The 24040-nt window shown below is 71.0% G+C and carries 17 protein-coding genes; 7 read left to right on the top strand and 10 right to left on the bottom strand.

Going from position 1 to position 24040, the window contains the following annotated elements; all coding sequences use genetic code 11:
- Nucleotides 1-164: 164 nt before the first annotated feature.
- From AB0D34_RS43050 to AB0D34_RS43030, 5 genes are all read right to left on the bottom strand, one after another.
- Complete coding sequence (locus AB0D34_RS43050; RefSeq protein ID WP_362672589.1) at nucleotides 165-1898, bottom strand: LCP family protein; 1734 nt, start codon at nucleotides 1896-1898, stop codon at nucleotides 165-167.
- A 163-nt stretch (nucleotides 1899-2061) separates the two neighbouring features.
- Nucleotides 2062-3657 (bottom strand): LCP family protein, encoded by a 1596-nt coding sequence (locus tag AB0D34_RS43045; RefSeq protein ID WP_362672587.1) that lies wholly within the window; start codon nucleotides 3655-3657, stop codon nucleotides 2062-2064.
- 116 nt (nucleotides 3658-3773) lie between these two features.
- Nucleotides 3774-5519 carry an LCP family protein gene (locus AB0D34_RS43040; RefSeq protein WP_362672585.1) on the bottom strand — a complete coding sequence of 582 codons (1746 nt, stop codon included), beginning with the start codon at nucleotides 5517-5519 and terminating at the stop codon, nucleotides 3774-3776.
- 152 nt (nucleotides 5520-5671) lie between these two features.
- Nucleotides 5672-6856, bottom strand: a complete 1185-nt coding sequence (locus AB0D34_RS43035; RefSeq protein WP_362672583.1) for an LCP family protein — start codon at nucleotides 6854-6856, stop codon at nucleotides 5672-5674.
- Between the two features lie 166 nt (nucleotides 6857-7022).
- Nucleotides 7023-7757 carry a TIGR03089 family protein gene (locus tag AB0D34_RS43030; protein WP_362672581.1) on the bottom strand — a complete coding sequence of 245 codons (735 nt, stop codon included), beginning with the start codon at nucleotides 7755-7757 and terminating at the stop codon, nucleotides 7023-7025.
- Between the two features lie 129 nt (nucleotides 7758-7886).
- Between AB0D34_RS43030 and AB0D34_RS43025 the strand changes: the two genes are divergently transcribed.
- Together AB0D34_RS43025 and AB0D34_RS43020 are read left to right on the top strand one after the other, a co-directional pair.
- The gene (locus AB0D34_RS43025; protein ID WP_362672579.1) at nucleotides 7887-9440 is read left to right on the top strand and encodes a peptidoglycan recognition protein; all 1554 of its coding nucleotides are present in this window, start codon (nucleotides 7887-7889) and stop codon (nucleotides 9438-9440) included.
- 151 nt (nucleotides 9441-9591) lie between these two features.
- Nucleotides 9592-10674, top strand: coding sequence for an NDP-sugar synthase (locus tag AB0D34_RS43020; RefSeq protein WP_362672577.1), 1083 nt, complete (start codon nucleotides 9592-9594; stop codon nucleotides 10672-10674).
- A gap of 193 nt (nucleotides 10675-10867) precedes the next feature.
- Here AB0D34_RS43020 and AB0D34_RS43015 read toward each other — a convergent pair whose 3' ends face one another.
- Genes AB0D34_RS43015 through AB0D34_RS43000 form a run of 4 tightly spaced genes read right to left on the bottom strand, consistent with a single transcriptional unit; the run spans nucleotide 10868 to nucleotide 14750 of the window.
- A complete protein-coding gene (locus AB0D34_RS43015; RefSeq protein ID WP_362672575.1) occupies nucleotides 10868-11875 on the bottom strand; it encodes a DNA-3-methyladenine glycosylase 2 family protein in 1008 nt (335 codons plus the stop codon).
- A 58-nt stretch (nucleotides 11876-11933) separates the two neighbouring features.
- The gene (locus AB0D34_RS43010; RefSeq protein ID WP_362672573.1) at nucleotides 11934-13241 is read right to left on the bottom strand and encodes a coenzyme F420-0:L-glutamate ligase; all 1308 of its coding nucleotides are present in this window, start codon (nucleotides 13239-13241) and stop codon (nucleotides 11934-11936) included.
- A gap of 5 nt (nucleotides 13242-13246) precedes the next feature.
- Nucleotides 13247-14206, bottom strand: coding sequence for a 2-phospho-L-lactate transferase (gene cofD, locus AB0D34_RS43005; RefSeq protein WP_362672571.1), 960 nt, complete (start codon nucleotides 14204-14206; stop codon nucleotides 13247-13249).
- 34 nt (nucleotides 14207-14240) lie between these two features.
- Nucleotides 14241-14750 (bottom strand): cysteine dioxygenase family protein, encoded by a 510-nt coding sequence (locus tag AB0D34_RS43000; protein ID WP_362672568.1) that lies wholly within the window; start codon nucleotides 14748-14750, stop codon nucleotides 14241-14243.
- A 703-nt stretch (nucleotides 14751-15453) separates the two neighbouring features.
- On the opposite strand from AB0D34_RS43000, the gene AB0D34_RS42995 reads away from it, so the two are divergent.
- The 3 genes from AB0D34_RS42995 to AB0D34_RS42985 all read left to right on the top strand — a co-directional run bounded on the left by AB0D34_RS42995 (nucleotide 15454) and on the right by AB0D34_RS42985 (nucleotide 21062).
- Entirely contained in the window at nucleotides 15454-15717 is a 264-nt protein-coding gene (locus AB0D34_RS42995; protein WP_020137941.1) for a WhiB family transcriptional regulator, read from the top strand.
- Between the two features lie 195 nt (nucleotides 15718-15912).
- Entirely contained in the window at nucleotides 15913-19581 is a 3669-nt protein-coding gene (locus AB0D34_RS42990) for a glycosyltransferase (RefSeq protein WP_362672565.1), read from the top strand.
- The gene (locus AB0D34_RS42985; protein ID WP_362672563.1) at nucleotides 19578-21062 is read left to right on the top strand and encodes a DUF5719 family protein; all 1485 of its coding nucleotides are present in this window, start codon (nucleotides 19578-19580) and stop codon (nucleotides 21060-21062) included. Before AB0D34_RS42990 ends, AB0D34_RS42985 begins: the two co-directional genes overlap by 4 nt.
- Before the next feature lie 21 nt (nucleotides 21063-21083).
- Here the strand turns inward: AB0D34_RS42985 and AB0D34_RS42980 are convergent, their stop codons facing one another.
- Nucleotides 21084-21527: a metallopeptidase family protein gene (locus AB0D34_RS42980; RefSeq protein ID WP_362672658.1), complete on the bottom strand. Its 444-nt coding sequence runs from the start codon at nucleotides 21525-21527 to the stop codon at nucleotides 21084-21086.
- 356 nt (nucleotides 21528-21883) lie between these two features.
- Between AB0D34_RS42980 and AB0D34_RS42975 the strand changes: the two genes are divergently transcribed.
- Nucleotides 21884-22258: a DUF3499 domain-containing protein gene (locus tag AB0D34_RS42975; protein WP_362672560.1), complete on the top strand. Its 375-nt coding sequence runs from the start codon at nucleotides 21884-21886 to the stop codon at nucleotides 22256-22258.
- Between the two features lie 136 nt (nucleotides 22259-22394).
- Complete coding sequence (locus AB0D34_RS42970) at nucleotides 22395-24017, top strand: L-lactate permease (RefSeq protein WP_362672558.1); 1623 nt, start codon at nucleotides 22395-22397, stop codon at nucleotides 24015-24017.
- Nucleotides 24018-24040: the final 23 nt, after the last annotated feature.

Genomic DNA, 24040 nt, shown 5'->3' with positions numbered 1-24040 from the left:
CACCCTGTATTGCGTTGTCAACGTTCCCGTCCTCCCCACCCACCCCACCGGTCCCGCGGTCACACCACGGGCCCGCCGCACGTCTTAGACATACGACGGGCCGGTGAGGTTGCCCTACGAACCTGTGCGGGACCTGGGGGCCCGCTCGCGGTCCCCCGTGGACCTCAGCTCGCGCACTGGACCTTGTCCGCGGTGGACTTCTCCACGCCGGGTGCGGCCGCCGCGGAAGAGCTGAGTTTCACGCCCGCGCCCTTGAAGTCCTTGCCCAGCGTCAGGGTCATGGCGGGCAGGCCCTGGGCGTTGGTGACGCTCTTGCCGGGCTTCAGCGCGGAGCCGGACAGGCCCATGATGTCGGCCAGACGGCGGGCCTGGTCGGCCTGGTCGGGGTCGTACTCCAGGGTCGTCTTCGCCAGCGTCGCCTCGGCGTTGCCCGCGTTGTCGGACTTCAGCACACCCGCCTCGGTCTGGAGGTAGGCGAGCTGCTGCTGGGCGCTGCCCGCCGCGGCCCCGCCGTTGAGGATGCGCACCCGCACGTCGGACGCGGCGGACTTGGTGCCCTTGAGGCGGGCGGCGACCTCCGCCTTCTCCTTCTTCTCCTGGGCCTTGACCTCGGTGAACGAGACGTCGCTGTTGATCGCGTCGACGACCTGCGGAGCCTTCGAGTCGTCGACGACCACCGTCACCGGGGTCGGCTCGGCGGGGTTGTCCTTGACCGGGATCGTCATGAAGCTGATGTTCTTCGTCGGCACCTTCTTCAGCTCCAGGGCGATGTCCTTGAGCGTGCCGACCTTGCCGATCGCCTGGTCCACGGTGAGCGCGTTGGTGGCGGCCTCCGCCAGCTTCAGCAGCTTGGTGGGGCTGGTGAGGGTGTCGCCGGAGGTCATCTTGCGCATCAGCGAGCCCAGGAACTGCTGCTGCACCTTGATCCGGTCCAGGTCGCCCTGGTTGCCGAAGGCGTGCCGGGTGCGCACGAAGGCCAGGGCCTGCTCGCCCTCCACCGTCGACTTGCCCGCGGGCAGGACGAGCTTGGACTGCTTGTCGTTGACGGCCTTCTCCACACAGACCTCGACCCCGCCCACCGCCGAGGTCAGGGTCTTCACCGCGTTGAAGTCGGCCATCACGAAGTGGTCGGGCTTGATCCCGATGGCCGCGTCGACCGTGCGCATCGTGCAGCCCGCGTCCCGGCCGTCCTGGCCGAGGCTGGTGTTGAAGCGGACGTCCTCCGTGCCCGCGACGATGGCCTTGGTGCCGTCCTCCTTGTTGGTCTCGCAGTCCGGGACGTCCACGATCAGGTCGCGCGGGATGCTCAGCGCGGTCGCGTTCGTACGGTCCTTGGAGACGTGCAGCAGGATGTTGGTGTCGGCATGGCCCACGCTGCCCGCGTCGCCGTAGCCCTCGTTGCCCTCACCGGTGCGCTTGTCGGTGCCGATGATGAGGATGTTGAAGGCCTCGTCCTTGCTGAAGCTGCTCGCGGCCGCGTCACCGACGTCGGTCGTGCCGACGTTGCCCTCAAGGTGCTTGAGGTAGAAGTAGCCCGTCGTGGCCCCGGCGACCAGCACGAAGGCCATCGTGCCGCCGGTCCACAGCACGGCCTTCTTCGCCTTCGACTTCTGCTTGACCGGCCGGCGCCCGCGCCGCCCCGGCAACGGCTCCTCGGGCGGTACGCCCCGGCGCCTGCGCTGCGGCGGGACGTCCCGGCCGGGGGCCACGGGGACCGTCGTACGACCACCCGGTGCACCCGCCCTGTTCGGGGCGGGCACGGATCTGCGCGGACCGGGAACGGTCGACTGCGGTGCGGAAGGGGTCAGTCGCAGTTCGTACTCACCGGTGTTCGGATTGAGCACCCACTGATCTGCGGGGTCGACGTCCTCCGCCCGCCCACGGCCTTGTGCGTCCACGGTTGTCCGAATCCTCCGTCAGGGCCACGCGGCGATCGCTGGATCGCTCACACTATCCGCCCGGTTGGGCTTTGAGCGACGTGAGTTGTTCCTGTTCCGATTCTGTAAGTATGTACGTACGACAGGGGCAATCCGTTCGGCATCCGAGCGGGCCTTCGACCGGCTACCAGCGGTACACCCAGTACACGGGCATGCACTGCCCGGTGTCCGAGCCGTTGATGGCGTCCGAATTGCCCGGCAGATCACCGGCTTTGGCCTCGGGCTGTTTCGGATACGCCGTCCCGGTGCGCCAGTCGGCTCCCACCACGAGGGTGACACCGGACACGTCGGTCGACTTCTTCACCGACCTCATCGGGATACCGAGGGACTTGGCGACGCGCTGGGCGTCGCCCTCCAGGTCGGCGCTCGGGTAGCGCACCACCGTCCGGTCCTCGGAGAGGCCCGCTGTCGCGTCCTTGGACGCCTGCGAGAAACCTTTTTGCACGAGTTCCTGGGCGATCGTGCCGGCGCGGCCGCTCACCGGGCCGAGCGTGGAGGTGGCCGTGGCGTTCTGCACCGTCACGCCGATCTCGGCGTCCGGGGCGGAGGGGGCCTTGGTGGCCTCGGTGGTCTTCTTGGCCTTCGGCGCCTTGCCGTTCTTGTCGAGGGGCACGTCGTCGCGGAGCATCTCCCACAGCTTTTCGGCGTTCGCGCCGTCAGGCCTCACATGCTCCTTGTTCTCCGGGTCCTGGACGTTCGGCATCGTCACCGAGGTGATGCGGTTCGTCGGCACCGACTTGAGCTGCATGCCCAGGTCGTAGAGCTTCTTCACCGAGCCGATCTCCTCGGACACCTTCAGCGACTTCGTGGCCGCCTCGGCCAGGCCCATCAGCCGCGGGGTGTCGGTGAAGACGTTCTGCCCCTTCAGCGTGCGGATCATCGAGTTCAGGTACATGTGCTGGGCCCTGGCCCGCATCAGGTCGCTGCCCCAGGCGTGCCGGGTGCGCAGCCACTGCAGGGCCTCCTTGCCCTGGACCTTGTGCGTCCCGGCCCGCATCTTCAGCCCGGAGCCGCCGGGCACCTCGGCCGTCGGGCGGTCCCACACGTTCTCCCGGACACAGACGTTGACGCCGCCGATGGCGTCCGCCATCCGCACCACGCCCGAGAAGTCGATCGTCATCCAGTGGTCGATGTAGACCCCGGTGAGGTTCTGCCAGGTGGCGAGCGTGCAGCCGGGGCCACCGCGGGCCAGGGAGAGGTTGATGATGTCGGTCGTGGCCTCGTACGTCTTACCGGTGTCCGGGTCCGTGCACTTCGGAATGTCGACCCGGGTGTCGCGCGGGATGCTCACCATCGCGGCGCTCTTGCGGTCCGCGGACAGGTGGATCAGCATCTGCACATCGCCCAGCGGCGGGTTGCCGCGGTTGTTCCTGCTGCCGCCGAGCTTCACGTTCTCGTCCGAGTTACGGCTGTCCGAGCCGATCAGCAGGATGTTGAGCGGCGTCTGCCCGGCCGCGTTGGCCTCGGTCTTCTTCGCCTTGGAGTCACCGCTGCTGCGCTCGCCCTTGCGGATGTTGTCGTTGAGGTGCTGGTAGTAGAGGTATCCGGCCCCGGCCGACCCGAGTATCAGCACCGCGAGCGTGGTCGCGGACCATCTGAGCAGCCGGTGTTTGCGCTTGGCGCGCCGCCGCCCGTGCCGCCCCGAACCCTCCGGACTCCCGCCCCGCTCGGAGCGGACGTCCGCCCGAGGCGCCTCCCCCTGGACACTGCTGTGCACCATCCCCTGTCTCCCCACCCTCACACCGAACGAACGAAAAGACCTGCCGTACGTCCCCTTAGACGCACGACAGGCCCCTCAGGTCACAGGAGAGCCGGTGAACGACCCCCTGCCGACTCTCACTTGGCGCATTCGACCTTGTCGGCCGTGGACTGCTGCACCCCCGCCGGTGCCTTGGTCGCCGCGGTGAAGGACACCCCGGCGCCCTTGAAGTCCTTGCCCAGGGTCAGCGTCATCGTAGGCAGACCCTGGGAGTTGGTGACGCTCTTGCCGGGTTTCATGGCGGACCCCGACAGGCCCAGGATGTCCGCCAGCCTGCGGGCCTGGTCGGCCTGGTCGGGGGCGTACTCCAGCGTGGTCCTGCTGAGCGCCGCGTCCGCGTTGCCCGCGTTCTCCGACTTCAGTACGCCCTCTTCGTTCTGCAGGTACTCCAGCTCTGCCTGCGCGCTGCCCGCCGCCGCACCGCCGTTGAGGATGCGCACCCGCACCTGGGACGCGGCGGACTTGGTGCCCTTGAGCCGGGCCGCCGCCTCGGCCGCCTCGGCGTTCTTGGACGCGCTCGCCTTCTTCTTGACCTCGGTGAACGACACGTCGTTCTTGATCATGTCGAACACCGTGGGCGCGGTCGCGTCGTTGAGGACGACCGTCGCCTTCACCTTCTCCGCCGGGTTGTCGACGACCGGCACGGTGGTGAAGGTCAGGTTCTTCACATTGAGCTTGCCCAGCTCCAGACCGAGGTCCTTCAGCTTGGAGATGCTGTCCAGCTGCGAGTCGACGGTCAGCGCCTTGGTGCCCGCCTCGGCCAGCTTCAGCATCTTCGCCGGGCTGGTGAGCGTGTCGTTCGACTTCAGCTTGCGCATCAGCGCGCTCAGGAACTGCTGCTGGAGCCCGATCCGGCTCAGGTCACCGCCGAAGCCGACCGAGTGCCGGGTGCGCACGAACGCGAGGGCGTCCTCACCGGAGATGGTGTGCTTGCCCTTGGACAGCTTGAGCTTGGAGTCCTTGTCGTCGATGTCCTTGGCCAGGCAGATCTCGACACCGCCGACCGCCGTGGTCAGCGTCTTGACCGCGTTGAAGTCGGCCACCATGAAGTTGTCGGCCTGGATCCCGGTGAGCTCGGTCACGGTCCGCACCGTGCAGCTGGGCGTACGGCCGTCCTGCCCGAGGCTGGTGTTGAAGCGCACCCCGTCCGTGCCCGGGATGACCTTGCTGCTGCCGTCCTCCTGCGTGGTCGGACAGTCCGGCACATCCACGATCAGGTCGCGCGGGATGCTCAGCGCGGTCGCGTTCGTCCGGTCCTTGGAGACGTGCAGCAGGATCGTGGTGTCCGCGTGACCGACGCTGCCCGAGTCGCCGTAGCTCTCGTTGCCCGCGCCGGTGCGCTTGTCGGTGCCGATCAGCAGGATGTTGATGGCCTTGTCGGTCTGGAAGCCACCGGTGCTCGCGCCGTCGTCGGAGACGGAGGTGATGTTCCCGTTGAGGTGCCGGATGTAGAGGTAGCCGCCTCCCGCCGCCGCGACCAGCACGAAGGCCATGGTGCCGCCGGTCCACAGCAGCGCCTTCTTCGCCTTCGACGTCTTCTTGACCGGTCGGCGCCCGCGCCGCCCCGGCAGCGGTTCCTCGGGCGGTGCGCCCCGGCGCCTGCGCGGCGGTGGGACGTCCCGGCCGGGCGCCACCGGAGCGGCCGTACGACCCGCGGGTGCGCCCACCCTGCTCGCGGAGGGCGTGGACCTACGGGGACCGGGAACGGTCGACTGCGGTGCGGAAGGGGTCAGTCGCAGTTCGTATTCACCGGTGTGCGGGTTGAGTACCCACTGGTCGGCGGGGTCGATGTCGCCCGCCCGCCCTCGGCCTTGTGTGTCCACGGTTGCTGAATCCTCCGTCGGCCGGATGAACCGGAGCGTCACACTAGCCGTCCGATTCGCCGACAGGTTACGACGGTGACGAATTCCACGTCCCTACAACCGGGCAATCCGCCCATTTGCTCGAACACCGCTGCGCCGCCTTGGGAAACGCTTTACCCACAGCTGCCCTGGGCAGCCGTGTTGCCGCGGAAGGTGGGCGCCCCGCCCTCGTTCTCGGTTTCTTCATAGGGGTCTTCGTCATGAGAATGTTCTGAAACCTTCGGGGCTTTCTCCGTCACCTTCACCGGCGCATCCCTGCGCAACCGTTCGAAAAGCCGACGCGCCTCGGGTTCCGCGAGTTGATCACGATTGGTGTCGTGGACGTACGGCTCCCGCGGCACGGTAAGGAATTGCACACGCTCCGTGGGGATGTCCCGCAGGCCGCGCACGAGTTCGTACAGACCGCGCAGACTCGCGAGGTCCGGATCGGTGGTGAGCGAGGAAGTCGCCGCGTCCAGCACGGGATAGAGCTTCACCGGATTCAGCAGTACGTCATTGCTCTGCACCTTCTTGGCGAGCGCCCCGAGAAAGCGCTGCTGCCGGTCCATCCGTTCGGTGTCGCTGCCGTCGCCGAGGGACTTGCGGGCGCGCACATAGCCGAGCGCCTCTTCGCCGTCGAGCGTCACCCGGCCCGCCGGCAACCGCAGCCTGGCCGCCTTGTCGTCGATCGGCTCGTCGAGACAGACGGTCACCCCGTCCACGGCGTCCACCATGTCCTTGAAGCCATGGAAGTCGACGACCATGTGATGGTCCACGCGAATGTCCGTGAGTTTCTCGACGGTCCGGATCGTGCAGGCCGAACCGCCTTTCTGGAAGGCGGTGTTGAACATCGCGAACACGGGCTCGCCACGGGTCCCGTCCGCCTCCCGGCAGCCCGGCACGTCCACCATCAGATCGCGCGGCACCGACACAGCGGTCGCGGTGCGCCGCCCGGCGGCCAGATGCAACAGGATCGTGGTGTCCGACCGCTCGGTCCCGGAGTCCCGCCCGTACCGCCCGTTGCCGTCCCCCGACCGCGAGTCCGACCCGATCAGCAGAACGTTCTGCGCGTCCTTCACGAGCGCGGTCGGCCGCTCCTTCTCGTACCGGGCGAGCTCGGCGGCGGCCGCGTCGTCGGGCGTGATGTTCCCGTCGAGCGCGGCGTAGAGCCCCCACCCGATCCCGACGGCCCCGAGCCCGAGCAGCACGGCCCCACCCCCGCCGTACCGGACCCACCTGCGCCGCCGCCGCCGTATGAGCCCTTTCCCGCTCGCGGACGACCCGGCACCGGGACCGAGGGTTCCTGCACCGTCGGTCATGTGCGGGCCCCCTGGTGGCGTAAGAGTCTCGTCCTACGACCATGGCGTGACCTGGGTGCCAGGAGCGTCCGGTGCTGGGCTGTCCGGGTGACTGATCCCACCCAGGGGCGCGGGGAACTGCGCGACCAGCCACCTCGGACCCGCACCCGGCACTCAAACGGTCCCATCAACGACGAGTAGCCGAAACCCGCTCACTCTCGATCCGCTTGGCAAGCCCTTCCTCACCCAACTGCTCCAGATGACGGCACAACACCACGGACCCCCCGTTCGCGAGCGGCCCGTACAACCCGGCGTTCAACCCGTCCCACGTGTCATACGGCAACCCCGACAACACCCGATCTCCCGTCCCCTCCGCCCGAGCCCGCTCCACAACCTCCGCCCCACTGAACTCCCGCCCCGCCACGACCAACGAGGGCTCATCAGGATCCACCGGAGCGAACGGCACGAACCGGTCCCCCTGACTCGGCACCTCCACGGCGTAGTCGACAAACCCCTCCGGCGTCTGCGGAAACCGCCCACCCAGCGGCCGCAGCGCAAGGGCGACCCGCTCCCCGGAACACGCCCGAGCCGCCTCGAGGGAGTCCGGCCCACTCACGACCACGTCGGCGGCCGACGGATTCCCGCCCACGTCCGCGACCACCCCCACCGACGCACACGCCAGCAGCCACACCGCCGTCTGCCAGTGCGCGGGCAGCAACAGCACCACCCGGTCGCCCGGCGCGGCCGCGAGGTCGCCCTGGAGGAGGTTCGAGGTCTTGGCCACCCAATTGGCGAAGGTGGCCACGGACAATTCGACACGTTCGCCCGTGGCATCGTCGTAGAAGGTCACCAGGGGGCGTCCGGGATCCGCGGCGAGCGCGGAACGCAGCAGGTCGGCAGGGGTGCGATCGGTGGCGTTCACCCGCAGAAGCGTACGCGGACACACGGACGGCCACCTCCGCGCGGGTCCACCGGTTCGGCGCAACAGGACCCGACGGTCCGTCAGTTCCCGGATGGACAGATTTATATGACTATGTCCAGGATCGGGAGCATGCGTGGACTTCTTGCTTCCTCGATCGGCGTCACCTGCGCGGCCGCCCTCGCCCTGCCCCTCACCTCACCCGCGCTCGCGGCGAGACCGGCGTCCCCGGCGGCCGTGAGCGCGATGCCGGCCGCGGAAACCCTCGGCGGCACCCAGTCGCTGCCCCTCGTGCCCCTCGCCACCCGCGACCGCACCCTCGCCCCGACCGCCGAGCAGGGCCTGCCCCGCCGGGACGTGCACCACTTCTCCCTCGTCGGCGTGGTCTGGGACGACCCGGACGCCGTGCTGCACGGCAGCGTCCAGGTCCGCACCCGCGCGGTCGGCGCGGACACCTGGTCCGGCTGGCAGGACCTGGAGACCCACAACGACGACGCCGCCGACCCCGGCACCGCCGAACGCACCTCCGGGCGGGTCCGGGGCGCCACCGCACCGTTGTGGGTGGGGGAGTCGGACGGCGTGGAGGTACGGGTCCGCGCCGAGGCCGGCCGCAGGACCGAGGACACCGCGCGCGGCCCCCGTACGGCGACGACGGTCTCCCCGCTCCCGACGGGCCTGCGTCTGGAACTGGTGGACCCGGGGGAGAGCGCACCGGCGCCCGGCACCCGGGAGGTGGCGGCGGCGGGCGCCCCCCACCACGGAGCCGCTCGTCCGTCTGCCCCTCACCACGGAGCCGCTCGTCCGTCTGCCCCTCACCACGGAGCCGCTCGTCCGTCTGCCCCTCACCACGGAGCCGCTCGTCCGTCCGCGCCCCACCACGGAGCCGCTCATCCGTCCGCCCCCACCGCCGCACCGGCGGACGCCCCCGCCGCGACGGACGCGTCCGCCGCCAACACGGGCCTGACCGGCCTGTCGGGCCCGGCCGCCGCGGAGATCCCGGCGCTGAACCGGAAGCAGACCGAGAAGGAGCTGTTCGCCCTGCGCGCGGGGGAGTTGACGGAGCGGCAGCGGGTGAAGCCGTACATCGGACCGCGTCCGCGCATCGTCACCCGGCACGGCTGGGGCGCCGACGAGAAGCTGCGCGAGCGGACGTTCGTCTACACGAAGAAGGTCAAGGCGGCCTTCGTGCACCACACCGCGTCCGGCAACGGGTACCGCTGTGCGCAGGCCCCGTCGCTCATTCGCGGTATCTACCGCTACCACGTCAAGAGCATGGGCTGGCGTGACATCGGCTACAACTTCCTCGTCGACAAGTGCGGAAACATCTACGAGGGCCGGGCCGGCGGCGTGGCGAAGCCGGTCCTCGGGGCGCACACCCTCGGGTTCAACACCAACAGCATGGGGATCGCCGTCCTCGGCAGCTACGGCTCCAAGAAGCCGCCCGCCGCCGTGACGAAGGCGGTCGCGCGGCTCACCGCGTGGAAGCTCGGTCTCCATGGCGCCAACCCGAAAGGGAAGACGTATCTGAAGTCGGGCGGTGGCAACCTCTACCCGAAGGGTAAGAAGGTACGACTGAACGTGATCTCCGGCCACCGGGACGGCTTCGCCACGGAGTGCCCCGGACGGCAGCTCTACCGCAAGCTCGGCTCCACCCGCTCGACCGCGGCCCGTCTCCAGGGCCGTTGACAGTCGCAGGGGGCCGCACCACCCGTTTCACCGCCGTCGGGGGGCAGGCGCGAATGCCGCACGGCCGTCGAAGGCGCCGCACAACGGTCTGCATACACTGGCCGGTCGAAAGGCAGTTCGGGCCGGTCCCGGCAGGAAGCGGAGACGACAGGTGACAGAAGCGATCCTCCTGGTCGGCGGCAAGGGTACGAGGCTGCGGCCCCTCACGGTGCACACCCCAAAGCCCATGGTCCGGGCGGCCGGCGTCCCCTTCCTCACCCACCAGCTGGCGCGAGCGAGAGCGGCGGGCGTCGACCACATAGTCCTCGCGACGAGCTACCTCGCGGAGGTCTTCGAACCGCACTTCGGCGACGGCTCGTCCCTGGGCCTCCACCTGGAGTACGTCACCGAGGAGGAGCCCCTCGGGACGGGCGGCGCAATCCGCAACGTGGCCGCCCGGCTGCACTCGGCCCCCGACGACCCGGTCCTGATCTTCAACGGCGACATCCTGACGGGCCTGGACATCAGGGCCCTGGTGCGCACCCACGAGACGACGGGCGCCGACGTCTCCCTCCACCTCACGAAGGTCACGGACCCCCGGGCCTACGGCCTGGTCCCCACCGACGACACGGGCCGCGTCCTCGCCTTCCTGGAGAAACCGCAGACCCCCGAGGAGATCGTCACCGACCAGATCAACGCGGGCGCGTACGTCTTCCGCCGCTCGGTCATCGACACGATCCCGCAGGGCCGACCGGTCTCGGTGGAACGCGAGACCTTCCCCGGACTCCTGTCGGCCGGAGCTCACCTCCAGGGCATGGTCGACTCGACGTACTGGCTGGACCTCGGCACCCCCGCCGCCTTTGTCCGCGGCTCGGCCGACCTGGTCCTGGGCCGTGCCCCGTCCCCCGCGGTCCCCGGCCGCTGCGGCGACCGCCTCATCCTCCCCACGGCCCGGGTCGCCCCCGACGCCAAGCTGACCGGCGGCACGGTGGTGGGCGAGGGCGCGTTCGTAGCGGAGGGCGCGCGGGTCTCCGGCTCCACGATCCTCCCGGGCGCCGTGATCGAACCGGGCGCGGTGATCACGGACTCCCTCATCGGCACCAGGGCCCGCGTGGGCGAACGCTCGGTCCTCACCGGCACGGTCATCGGCGACGGCGCGATAGTCGGCGCCGACAACGAGCTACTGGACGGCATGAGGATCTGGTGCGACGCCAGGATCCCGGCGGGAGCGGTCCGCTTCTCGTCGGACCAGTGAGGATTCGGGCACACCCAGCCCCTCCGGGGGCAATTCCAGCCGGGTAATTCCATCCCCTCCGGCGTTTGAGGAGCGGGGGTCCAGGGGGGCAGAGCCCCCTGGGAACGGGGTCGAAAGGGGCAGCGCCCCTTGGAGATGGGACGGGTAGGGGCGGCGGGGGCGGAAACTCCCGACGGCACCCCCGGAGGGACCCTCACAACCGCCCGATATCCCCCCGAGTCATCCGCGGCGCCCGCCGAGGAGGCGTACGCCCACTCAACAAGATCAACCGAGCCGCCCGATGCCGCTGCCCCGCATACGGCTCCAGCAACGACAACATCACCGAGTCGTCCGCATCCCGATCCCCGGCCAGCGCAAACCCCACGATCCCCGGCAGATGCAGATCCCCCACGGTCACCGCATCCGCCGCCCCGTGACTCCGCTGCACCACCTCCGCGGAAGTCCAAGGCCCCACCCCCGGCACAACCTCCAACCGGGCCTGCGCGGCAGAAGGAGACATCCCCACCGCCTCCTCCAGCCGCGCAGCAACCCGCACGGCCCGCAGAATCGTCGATGCCCGCTTGTTGTCCACGCCGGCCCGATGCCACTCCCACGACGGAATCAACGCCCACGCGCGAGGCGTCGGCATCACCCACAACCGCCCACCCGCCGCAGGCCCGGGCGCAGGCTCCCCGAACTTACGCACCAGCAACCGCCACGCCCGATACGCCTCGTCGGTCGTGACCTTCTGCTCCAGCACGGACGGAATCAACGACTCCAGCACCAGCCCGGTCCGCGTCAACCGCAGCCCCGGCCGCCGATGCCAGGAATGCGCCACAACCCGGTGCCGGGGCACGAAAGCGGAAGGATCGTCCGCGGCCCCGAGCATCTCGGGCAACTGCGAGAGCAGCCACTCACCCCCCGGCCCCCACGCCTCCCCGCGCACCTGACCGCCGTACACGGAAACCCGCAGGGTCCCGGGCCCGACCGGCGTACGACTGGCCCGCCACACGGACCCGTCCGGCATCGCCCGGAACGTGGGATCACCCGGCCCCCGTCTGAGCGCCCCGAGCACCAGCCCGAGCTCGACGGGCCACCCGGGCGTCCAGGTCCGCACCCGCCCGGCCTCCACCGGCGCCGCCCCCCGCCGCGCGGCGGGCACGACGACCTCCCCACCGCGCACGGTCGTACGCGTGGGCCTGGGAGCGAAGCGTCCTGCCACGGATGAAGTCCTGAGGTACGAGAGAAACGGGGAGAAGCCCTACGACACTAGACGCACCTCAGCGCACCTCGATGAAACTCCCCGCATCCCGCTCCGGCCGGGGCCGCGGCTCCTCCGCCGGATGCCCCACCGCCACGGCCCCCATCGGGTCCCAGTCCTCCGGCAGCCCCAGCACCTCGCGCACCACGTCCCGGCAGAACATCGTGGACGACACCCACGCCGACCCCAGCCGCTCCCCGGCCAGCGCGACGAGGAGGTTCTGCACCCCGGCCCCGGCGGCGACGACGAACATCTCCCGCTCGGCCCCGTCCCGCCGCACATCGCCGTATCTGTGCGACCCGTCCATCACCAGACAGGGCACCACGAGATACGGCGCGTTCCGCAGGACATCGCCCCGCCGGACCCGCTTGGCTATGGACTCCTCGGACTTCCCGTCCCGCCGCAGATCGGCGATCCAGGCATCCCGCATGGCGTCCAGCAGGGCGGTCCGCGCGCCCTCGGACTCCAGCAGCACGAACCGCCACGGTGTGGTGTGGTGCGGCGCCGGCGCGGTGACCGCGAGCGCCACCGCCCGCCGCACGGCCCCGGGGTCGACGGGCTCGTCGGTGAAGGCCCGCACGGTACGACGCTGGGCGACCGCCTCCCGCACCGCCTCGGACGTCCCCAGCCGGAACATGTCGTCGCGCGCGTGGCGCACCATGGCCCGCGCCCCCTCCCCGTGCTCCTCGGCCACCACATGCCCCAGCCCGCGCACGACGGCGACGGGCAGTCCGGCGGCCTTGCCCTTGACGAGATCACCGGCGGCGGCCAGCTCGTCGGCCGTCGCCACGACGGTCGCGCTCAGCGGATTGCCGTACGCGTCCGTCCCGCCCCGCAGATCGTCCAGCACCCGCACCCCGGCGGCGCCGATCGCGACATCGGTGAGCCCGGCGCGCCAGGGCCGCCCGAAGGTGTCGGTGACGACCACGCCGACGTCGACCCCGAGGGCGTCCCGCAGCCCGTCCCGGATCGCCCGCGCGGACGCGTCCGGGTCCTCGGGCAGCAACAGCACGGTCCCGGAAGGGGTGTTGGAGGCGTCCACCCCGGCGGCCGCCATCACCAGCCCCTGCCGGTTCTCCACGATCCTGAGCGGCCCGCGCCGCGCCACGACCCGCACGGTCTCGGCGTCGATCGCGGCCTCCCGGTCATCGGCCCGGACGACCCGCCCCTCCGCCTTGGACACGATCTTCGAGGTGACAAGGAGGACATCCCCGTCGACCAGGCCGGGTTCGGCGGCGGCGATCATCTTGGCCAGGTCGTCCCCCCGCTGCACCTCGGGAAGACCGGATACGGCCCAGACCCGGTAGCCGTCGGCTTCGGTAGCCATCTCGCTCAAGCTCCGCGCACCTCCTCCGCCAGCTCCAGCGCCTCCTGGGCCATCCTCGCGGTCGCGTCGAGGTCGGTCATCATCAGGGGCACCGCCCGGCAGCGGATGCCGGCCGACTCGATCCGGTCGACCGCGCCCGCGTCCACGGTGTCGACGAGCCAGCCGTCAAGGAGCCCCGAGCCGTAGTGCTCGGCGACCGCGGCGGCGGTGGACTCGACGCCGACCGCCGCGAGCACCTTGTCGGCCATACCGCGCACGGGCGCGTCCCCGACGATGGGGGACAGGCCCACCACCGGCACCCCGGCCTCGGCGATCGCCTCACGGATCCCGGGCACCGCGAGGATGGTGCCGACGGACACGACCGGGTTGGACGGCGGGAACAGCACGACGTCCGCCTCGGCGATCGCCTCCAGGACGCCCGGCGCCGGCTTGGCCTGCTCCGCGCCCACCGGCACGACCGCGTGGGCCGGCACGGACGCCCGCAGCCGCACCCAGTACTCCTGGAAGTGAACGGCCTTGCGCTCACCTTCGACCTCGACGGCCACATGCGTCTCGACCCGGTCGTCGGTCATCGGGATCAGCCGCACCCCCGGCTTCCACCGGTCGCACAGCGCCTCGGTCACCGCGCTCAGCGGATACCCGGCACCGATCATCTGCGTCCGCACGATGTGCGTGGCGAAGTCCCGGTCCCCGAGCCCGAACCACTCGGGCCCGACCCCGTACGCCGCGAGCTCCTCCTTGAGGTGGAAGGTCTCCTCGGCCCGCCCCCAGCCCTGCTCTTCGTTGATGCCGCCGCCGAGCGTGTACATCACCGTGTCGAGGTCCGGGCAGACCTTCAGACCGAAGAGGTGGATGTCGTCCCCGGTGTTGCCGATGACCGTGATGTCCGCCTCCGGCGCGGCCTGCTTCAGACCACGCAGGAAACGGGCACCACCGATGCCGCCTGCCAGAACCACGATTCGCATGGAAGCCAGTCTTGCAGGCGGGTACGACAACGCGTCATGCGGTTACGGCGTCGACCTCGTCGTAGGACTCGCGCGCGGTGCAGGCAGTGTGCATGGGCATCTCGGTCAGGCCCGGGTAGTACACGTGCAGGCTCACCGCCGGCTCCAGCGCGTCATTGACGACCTCGTGCACGTACCCCGGTGCGAACACCCGCTGGGAACCCGCCCCCAGCGCGCGCGTGCCCCGCTCGGTGCGCTCGGTCAGCGCGCCCTCCAGGACGGTGAGGACACCGGAGGAGCGGCCGTGGTCGTGCAGCCCGCTGCCCTGTCCCGGCACCCAGGACAGCAGCCACACCTCGTAGCCGGGCCCGGTGCGCAGCCGGTGGTACCAGCGGCTGGTCGCGTCGTACTGGACGAGATGCGCCCACTGCGAGCGGTCGGCGGCGATGGAGCGGGCCAGGCCGACGAAGTCGGCGACGGTGGCCGGGTGCTCGCGCGGCGCCTGCAGGAGGTGGGGGACTTCGAGGAGGTCGCCGGCGATCTGGAGGTCGTTGTCGCTGTTCATGGGGTGCGGTGGGTCCTCGGCGGAAGAGTGGGGGATGGCTGGGTGTCGCGTACCGTCCGCCCGGATCACGGGAAGACAGGAATGCCCTGGTGCGGGCGGGGAACAAGCAGCCGAGTCACGGTGGACTCAGGGGCAGCCGGAGCGCGTTGGGCTCAACAGCTGGAACAGCAACAACAGCTACAGCGAGCGCGGGCAGCACCGTGGGACCCGGCGGGGCGGGTCGAGGTGAGTGCCAAGTTCGCGAGCATGCCCACAAGGCAATCGGTTCACACCATGACTGTCAACTCGACACCGGCATGTGGGACGGGTTTCACCTCATCCGGTTCATCTCGGAGGTGAAAGGTTTGTTCATGTGCCTACCGGGACACATGGCGCACAACCGGGCGCACGGACCGTGACCTCCACGCGACTTCCATGCGCGCGTACGGAACGAGATCGAACTGATGGGCGTCCTTCCCCGTACAGGTCCGCACAGGCTTGGGGTGGGGTCGGCAACCCCCTCGGGCTTCGCCTGCCTGTCAAGGTTTATGCCGATTTGAACACTTTCTGCTAGGCCTTGGTTCCGCAGAGTGAATAAGGGGCCCAATAGCAGATCTCGGCTTGACTCGCCCGGAGCAGCACACTTGTAATTTCACTCGTGTCGTTCAGCCGAAATCGGTAACGGCCGTCACACGGGGACGCGAAAGACAGACGAGGGGCGCACATGACCGAGACGGTGCAGCAACTGCTGGTCGACGACGCGGACGAGGAACTCGGCTGGCAGGAGCGCGCGCTGTGCGCCCAGACCGACCCCGAGTCCTTCTTCCCGGAGAAGGGCGGCTCCACCCGCGAGGCCAAGAAGGTCTGCCTCTCCTGCGAGGTCCGCTCCGAGTGCCTCGAATACGCCCTCGCCAACGACGAGCGCTTCGGCATCTGGGGCGGCCTGTCGGAACGCGAACGCCGCAGGCTGAAGAAGGCCGCCGTCTGACGCGAGGCACACTGCGCAGCACTCTTCGCAGCACTTTTCGTACGCAACCGAACGGCCCGTCGCACGTGGGTTATCCACAGGCGGCGGGCCGCCGTCCTGCCCAGCCGATAGTGTGGGCGCTCGTCCGAGACGCCTCGCCGCCCCCTCAGGGCACAGGCGTCCACCGCAGTCCACCGAACCGGGGCCCGTACCTCGATGTCCGTGCACAGCCACACGGCAGCCCAAGACCACGCTGCCACTCCTGAGTTCCCGCGTCATGTGGTGACCGCGGTGCTCGTCTCCCATGACGGCGCCCGCTGGCTGCCCGACGCGCTCGCCGGGCTGCTCGGCCAGGAGCGTCCCGTGCAGTTCGCCATGGCCGCCGACACCGGCAGCGCGGACGACTCCGCCCAGCTGGTCACCGACGCCCTCGGCGCCGACCGCGTCCTGCACCTCGCCCGGCGCACCGGCTTCGGCCAGGCCGTCGAGGAGGCGAGCCGCACCGCCCCGGTCCTCACCCCGGACGAGCTGCCGTACCTGAAGCGGCCCAGCGGCTGGGACCCGGTCACGCGCACCTGGCGCGACGACGCCTACGACATGCCGGAGCTGCCGCACGGCGAGCCGGTCCAGTGGCTGTGGCTGCTGCACGACGACTGCGCCCCCGAGCCCGACGCCCTGGCCCAGCTGCTGCGTGTCGTGGAGAACGAACTGGAGCTCGGCCGGGACGACGTAGCTGTTGTCGGCCCGAAGCTCCGCGGCTGGTACGACAAGCGGCAGCTCCTTGAGGTCGGCGTCTCGATCGCCCACTCAGGCCGCCGCTGGACCGGCCTGGACCGCCGCGAACAGGACCAGGGCCAGCACGACCACGTCCGGTCCGTGCTGTCGGTCTCCACCGCCGGCATGCTGATCCGCCGCGACGTCTTCGAACAGCTCGGCGGCTTCGACCGGCGGCTGCCCCTCATGCGCGACGACGTCGACCTGTGCTGGCGCGCCCAGGCCGCGGGCCACCGCGTCCTCATCGCCCCCGAAGCCGTCGTACGCCATGCCGAGGCGGCCTCCCGAGAGCGCCGTACCGTCGACTGCGCGGGCCGCACCACCGCCTCCCCGCACAAGGTCGACAAGGCCGGCGCCGTCTACACCCTGCTCGTCAACACCCGTACGGCCGGGCTGCCCTGGGTACTGCTGCGGCTGGTCCTCGGCACCCTCCTGCGGACCGTCGCCTATCTCGTCGGCAAGGTCCCGGGACAGGCCCTCGACGAGATCCGCGGCCTCCTCGGCACCCTGCTGCGGCCCGAGAGGATCATCGCCGGGCGGAACAAGCGCGGCAAGCCGGTCGTCGACAAGGACGAGCTCAGACAGCTCTTCCCGCCACCCGGCGCGACCGTGCGGGCCACCGTGGAACAGGTGGCCGGAAACTTCTTCGGCGGCTCCGACGCCGAGACCACCACGGCCGGACGCCATGGCGGCGGCATCGAGTCCGGACCCGGCGGCGACGACGCGGACTTCCTGGAGATCGAGCAGTTCGCCCGCCTCAAGCGCATCGCCCGCAACCCCGGCCCGATGCTCTTCCTGGGGCTGCTGCTGGTCGCCCTGGTCGCCTGCCGCAACCTCCTGGGCGGCGGCGCCCTCGCGGGCGGCGCCCTGCTGCCCGCCCCGGCCGACGCGAGCGAGCTGTGGTCGCGCTACGCGGACGCGTGGCACGCGGTGGGCGCGGGCGGCACCCCGTCCGCGCCGCCGTACCTGGCGATCATCGCCGCGCTCTCCTCCGTCCTGCTCGGCTCGACCGGCCTGGCGCTGACGATCCTTCTGGTCTGCGCGGTGCCGCTGGCCGGCTTCACGGCCTACTTCGCCTCCCGCCCGCTCGTCGAGTCCCGCCTCCTGCGTGCGTGGGCGGCCGTCGTCTACGCGTTCCTGCCCGCGGCCACCGGCGCCCTCGCCGGCGGCCGGGTCGGCACCGCCGTCCTCGCCGTCCTGCTGCCGCTCATCGCGCGCGCGGGCGTCGCGGCCGCCGGCCTGACCACCACCTCGGGCGCACGCGGAAGCTGGCGCGCCACCTGGGCGTTCGCGCTCCTGCTCACCGTCACGACCGCGTTCACGCCGATCATCTGGCCGATCACGCTGATCCTCGGCATCGCCCTGCTGGTCGTGCGCCGTACCGACATCACCGCCTACGGTCTGCGCTTCCTGGCCCAGTTCGGCACACCCCTGCTGGTGCTCGCGCCCTGGTCGCTGACGCTGCTCCCGTTCGGCTTCTTCGACCAGGCCGGGCTCGCCTACGGCTCCTCGGCCGCCTCCGCGCTCGACCTGCTCGGTGCGAGCCCCGGCGGCCCCGGCACGGTCGACGGGCTGATGCTCATCGGTGTGGTGCTGGCCGCGCTCGCCGCCCTGCTGCGCACCGAGCGGCATTTCGGCGTCTGGACGGCCTGGGCGGTGGCCCTGGTGGGCCTCGTCTTCGCGGTCCTGTCCAACGACTCGACCTGGGCCGGCCCCGCCACCCTCGTCTACGGCCTCGCCCTGCTGGCCGCCGCCATGCTCGGCGCCGACGGGGCACGCGCACGCGTGGCCGAGCAGAGCTTCGGCTGGCGCCAGCCGGTCGCCGCCCTGATCGCCTTCGCCTCCGCCGCGGGCCCGCTGCTCGTCGCAGCCGGCTGGATGATCGGCGGCGCCGACGGACCGCTGGAGCGCCGCGACCCCGTGCAGGTGCCCGCGTTCGTCGCCGAGGAGAGCGGCACCCGCGACCAGGCCCGCACCCTCGTCCTCGACAGCGACTCCACCGCACACGTCGGCTACATGCTGGTGCGCGGCTCCGGCGCCCGCCTCGGCGACGCCGAACTCGCCGCCGCCGACGGCGAGAACAGCAAGCTGGACAAGGTCGTCGCCAACCTGGTCGCCGGCTCCGGCGCCGACCAGGCCGACGAACTCGGCGGCTTCGCCGTGCGCTACGTCCTCGTCCACAAGGGCGCGCCCCGCGCGGTCACGCGCGTGCTGGACGCCACACCCGGCCTGACCCGGCTCAGCCAGCAGGACGGCAGCGGCCTGTGGCGGGTCGACCAGGAGGTCGCGCGCGCGACCATCGTCGCGAAGTCCGGCTCGGGCACCGCGCAGCCCGTCGCCGCGGGCCCCGTCGACATCCACACCACGATCCCGTCCGGCACCGACGGCCGGATCCTGCGCCTCGCGGACACCGCCGCCGAAGGCTGGACGGCCACGCTGGACGGCAAGCCGCTCAGCCCCACCACCGTCGACGGCTGGGCCCAGGGCTTCGAACTCCCCGCCTCCGGCGGCACGTTGGACGTCACCTTCGACGACCCCTTCACCCACACCCTCTGGCTGTGGATCCAGGGCTCCCTCGCGGTCGTCCTCGTGGTGATGGCCCTTCCCGGCCGCCGCCGCGACATCGACGACGACCTCCCCGAGGAGCCGTCGATCCCCGCCCAGGCCGTGGCGGGCGAGGGCCGCCGCGCCCGCCGGCTGCGCGCCCAGGCCGAGGCCGAGGAGACCGCCGGGACCGAGGACTTCCCTGCTCCTCCGGAGGAGGCCCCCGCCCCGGCCCCCGTCCCGCAGCAGCAGTCCTACGGCGACTGGGACGCCCCGAGCTACGCGAACGCCGAGTACGGCACCTACACCGGCGACCAGTACCAGAACACCGCTCAGCAGTACCAGACGGGCGGCTACGACCAGCAGCCGTACCAGGCGGACCCCTACCAGGGCGGCCAGTACGACCCGTACGCCTACGGCGGCCAGGCCCAGCAGGCGCCGTACGACCAGTCGTACGGCGGCCAGTACGAGCAGCAGTACGACCAGGGCTACGACCCCGCGTACGACCCGGCGCAGCAGCACCCGGGCGCCGACGGCAGTGAGCGCCCCGACGGGAGTCAGCAGTGAACCGCACCACCCTGTCCCTCATCGCCGGCACCGCCGCGCTCGCCGCAGTCACCGGGTTCGCCACACTCAGCTCACCGGATGCCGCGAGCGACACCGCGAGGACGGCCGCCGAGCTGCCCGTGGAGCGCACCAGCCTGCTCTGCCCGGCGCCCAGCACCTCGGACATCGCGGAGACGGCGTACACGTCCTTCACGCCGGTCACCAAGGACGCGGGTGACAGCGGCAAGGGCGAACTCAAGGCGGCCGGCGAGGAGTCGGACGGCAAGAGCACGAGCAAGAAGAAGGCTGCCAAGCCGGTCCTCGAACCCGCGGAGCCCGGCAAGCCCGCGACCGGGGAGACCTCCGGCGGTGACGCGTCGGCCCTCGTCGGCACCGCCGAGGGGAAGTTCGCGCCCGGCTGGACCGTCCAGGAGACCACGGAGGTCGCCGCCGGCACCGGACGCGGGCTCCAGGGCGTCAACTGCTCCGCTCCCGACACCGAGTTCTGGTTCCCGGGCGCGAGCACGGCCGCCGACCGCACCGACTACGTGCACCTGACCAACCCCGACGACTCCGCCGCCGTCGTCGACATCGAGCTCTACGGCAAGGACGGCGCCCTGGACTCCACGCTGGGGGAGGGCATCACCGTCGCGCCGCACTCCAGCGACCCGATCCTGCTGTCCACGCTCACCGAGGAGAAGCAGGAGAACCTCACCGTCCATGTGAACGTCCGCAGCGGGCGCGTGGGCGCGGCCGTGCAGGCCCTGGACGACAAGCTCGGCGGCGACTGGCTGGCCGCGTCCACGGACCCGTCCGGCAGCCTGGTGCTGCCCGGCATCCCGAAGGACGCGACCGCCGTACGCCTGGTCGCCTTCACGCCCAGCGACTCCGACGCCGACCTGAAGGTGCAGCTCGCGTCCCCGACCGGCCTGATCACCCCCGCCGGGAACGAGACGCTGCACGTGAAGGCGGGCATGACGACCTCGGCCGACCTCGGCGACGTCACGCGCGGGGAGGCCGGTTCGCTGGTGCTGACCCCCACCGACACCTCCGTGCCGGTGGTCGCCGCGCTGCGGGTCGTCCGCGGCAAGGGCGACGACCAGGAGACGGCGTTCATCCCGGCCACGCGTCCCGTCGGCACGCGCGCGACGGTCGCCGACAACAGCTCCAAGGGCACCACGCTTTCCCTGACCGCCCCCACCCGGACGACCACGGTCAAGGTCACGGCCTCGGCGGGCAGCGAGGGGGGCGAGGCGGTCTCCAAGACGTTCACGATCAAGGCGGGCACCACGCAGAACGTGGCGGCCCCCACCCCGACCGGCCTCAAGGGCACCTACGCGCTGACGGTCGAGCATGTCTCGGGTGGCCCGGTCTACGGCGCCCGCACCCTGGCGGCCACCGAGGACGGCGTCGCGGGCTTCACCGTCCAGACCCTCCCGGACGACCGGGGCATGGTGGCGGTGCCGGAGGCGGACCAGGATCTGTCGGTGCTGCAGAAGTAGCGAAGGTGATCCGCGGGCGGTTCAGTCCTCGCCGTACCGCGGATCGACCGTCTCCGGAGTGAGCCCGAGCAGCTCGGCGACCTGCTCAACGACCACCTCGTGCACCAGCGCCGCCCGCTCGTCGCGCCCCTTGGTGCGGATCTCCACCGGCCGCCGGTAGACGACCACGCGCGCGGGACGGCCCTCACGCGCGGGAATCGTCCCGCCGAGCGGCACCGCCTCGTCGTTCCAGGTCTGCCCGTCCAGCCGAGGCACCTCGAGGACCAGGAAATCGATGTCGGCGAGCTGCGGCCAGCGCCGCTCCAAGCGCTCCACGGAGTCCTGCACCAGGTCCGCGAACGCCTCGGCACGACTCGCGGCGAGCGGCACCTGCGGCGGGGCGATCGGGCCGCGCATGCCTCGTCCGTGGCGATCACGGCGGCGGGGCCCGGGGCCGGTGGCGCGGGGCGGTACGGGGTTGTCCATCACTGGTGAAGCGTAATCCTCGCCGCGCTCCCGCGCCCGGCGCCCACGCGGCACCCCGGCCCCGGCCCGAAACGACGTACGACCGTCTCGTACGGCATGTCGGCAGTTGACCATTCCAGCCAAGGTTGGGCTCGATTCCGCATCTCTCCGGGACCGGCGATCTCAAGGCAATTGACATGGTTTGTGCCAACTGGTGACCGCTCTCAGGTGTGTTCGGCCCCTCGAAAGCGGATGTCCGCGCAGGTCATCGCCGTGTGATCGGAGTGGCGTGTGGGGCGTTTCACAACACGACACGGTGGGGTGACCTGGGGGAGAGTCGTCGCGGCCCGCTCAAGAGTGCGGTACCGTCCAACGTCGTGAGCCCTGTACGTCGCTGTTCGCGCACCGCTTGCGGCCGTCCCGCCGTCGCGACGCTGACGTACGTCTACGCCGACTCGACCGCGGTCCTCGGCCCGCTCGCCACCTACGCCGAACCCCACTGCTACGACCTGTGCGCCGAGCACTCCGAGCGCCTCACCGCACCGCGTGGCTGGGAGGTCGTGCGGCTCCTCGACGGCTCCGCCCCGGCCCGGCCCAGCGGTGACGACCTGGAAGCGCTTGCCAACGCCGTGCGCGAGGCGGCCCGTCCCCAGGGGCGCACCGCCGAGGCCGGTGGCGGGCCCCGCACGGCCGACCCGATGGAGGTCGCGCGCCGCGGCCATCTGCGGGTGCTGCGCTCGCCCGACAACTGACCTTTCTTTTGTGCGCGTTTCGTGCGCGTTCCGCTCCGTGACGCACGCCCATTGACGTCCCCTTGGCGCGGACACGACCATTCCGTAAGCCGAAGTGAGAAATCGCTTTCCGCATGACGGAATCGGGGAAGCGCCCGTGTACGTCCAGGAACTCGAACACGTCGCCCACTCGCTCGGGCTGTCCGCCCTCGTCGCGGCGCTGCCCCTGGTGATCGTCCTCGTCCTGCTCGGCGGCGTCCGCATGAAAGCCCATCTGGCGGGCCTCACCGGCCTCCTGGCGGCCGCTCTGGTCGCCTGGCTCGCCTACGGCATGCCCCTGGGCCAGACCGTCTCCAGCGCCGCCCAGGGAGCCGCCTTCGGCCTCTTCCCCATCCTGTGGATCGTCGTCAACGCCCTGTGGGTGTACCGGATGACCGTCCGCACCCGGCACTTCGACATCCTGCGCCGCTCCTTCGGGCGACTCTCCGACGACCCGCGCATCCAGGCCCTCGTCGTCGCCTTCTGCTTCGGCGCGCTCCTGGAGGCCCTCGCGGGCTTCGGTGCGCCGGTCGCGATCTGCTCGGTCATGCTCGTCGCCCTCGGCTTCGACCCGGTGCGCGCGGCGGTCGTCGCACTTGTGGCCAACACCGCCCCGGTCGCCTTCGGCGCGATGGGCACCCCGGTCGTGACGCTCGCCCAGGTCACCGGGTTGCCCCTGGACGACGTGGCGTCCGTGGTGGGCCGTCAAACGCCTTTGCTGGCCCTGGTGGTGCCCCTGGTGCTGGTCTTCCTGGTCGACGGACGACGTGGCCTGCGCGAGACCTGGGCGCCGGCCCTTGTGTGCGGAATCGCCTTCGCCGTCGCCCAGTTCGCGGCCTCCAACTACCTCTCCGCCCAACTCGCCGACATCGGCGCCGCCTTGGCCGGTGCGGGCGCCCTGGTCGCCGTTCCACGCGCGCGCGAGCCGGCCGACGAGTCCGTACGCGCTTCCGTGCTGACCGGCACGCGCAGCGAGGACCTCGACCTCGACGAGAGCGACCCGCGCGGTGAAGTCCTGCGTGCCTACTCGCCGTACGCGCTGATCGTCGTGATCTTCTCCGTCGCGCAGATCCCGGCCGTCAAGGACTGGCTGGCCAAGGCGACCCAGACCTACGACTGGCCGTTCCTGAACGTCGTGAACGCCGACGGCGATCCGGTCGGCGGCAACGTCTTCACCTGGCCGGCCGTCTCCACCGGCGGCACCCTGGTGCTGTTCGCGGGCATCCTCACGGCGATCGTCCTCGGCGTGCACGCGCGTGTGGCCGTTCGCGAATGGGCCGCCACGGTCCACGAGTTGAGGTTCGCGATCCTGACCGTCACGTCCGTGCTGGCGCTCGCGTACGTCATGAACCTCTCCGGACAGGCGGCGACCATAGGCCACTTCGTCGCGGCCGCGGGCGCCGGACTCGCCTTCCTGTCGCCGGTACTCGGCTGGTTCGGAGTGGCCGTCTCCGGTTCGGACACCTCGGCCAACGCGCTGTTCGGGGCCCTGCAGGTGACCGCAGCGCGGGAGTCCGGTCTCTCCCCGGAGCTGCTGGCCGCCGCCAACAGCTCCGGCGGGGTCCTCGGCAAGATGATCTCCCCGCAGAACCTCACCATCGCCTGCGCGGCCGTAGGGCTCGCGGGCCGCGAGGGGGACCTGCTGCGCAAGGTGCTGCCCTGGAGCATCGGGCTGCTGCTGGTGATGTGTCTGATCGTGGTCGGGCAGAGTTCGCCGGTACTGGACTGGATGCTGCCCTGAGACCTTGACCTGGGGTCACGGCC

This window comes from Streptomyces sp. NPDC048420 (genome assembly GCF_040651535.1).
Taxonomy (GTDB): Bacteria; Actinomycetota; Actinomycetes; order Streptomycetales; family Streptomycetaceae; genus Streptomyces.
The sequence above is the reverse complement of the archived record's forward strand: the minus strand, read 5'-3'. Positions and strand labels throughout refer to the sequence as shown.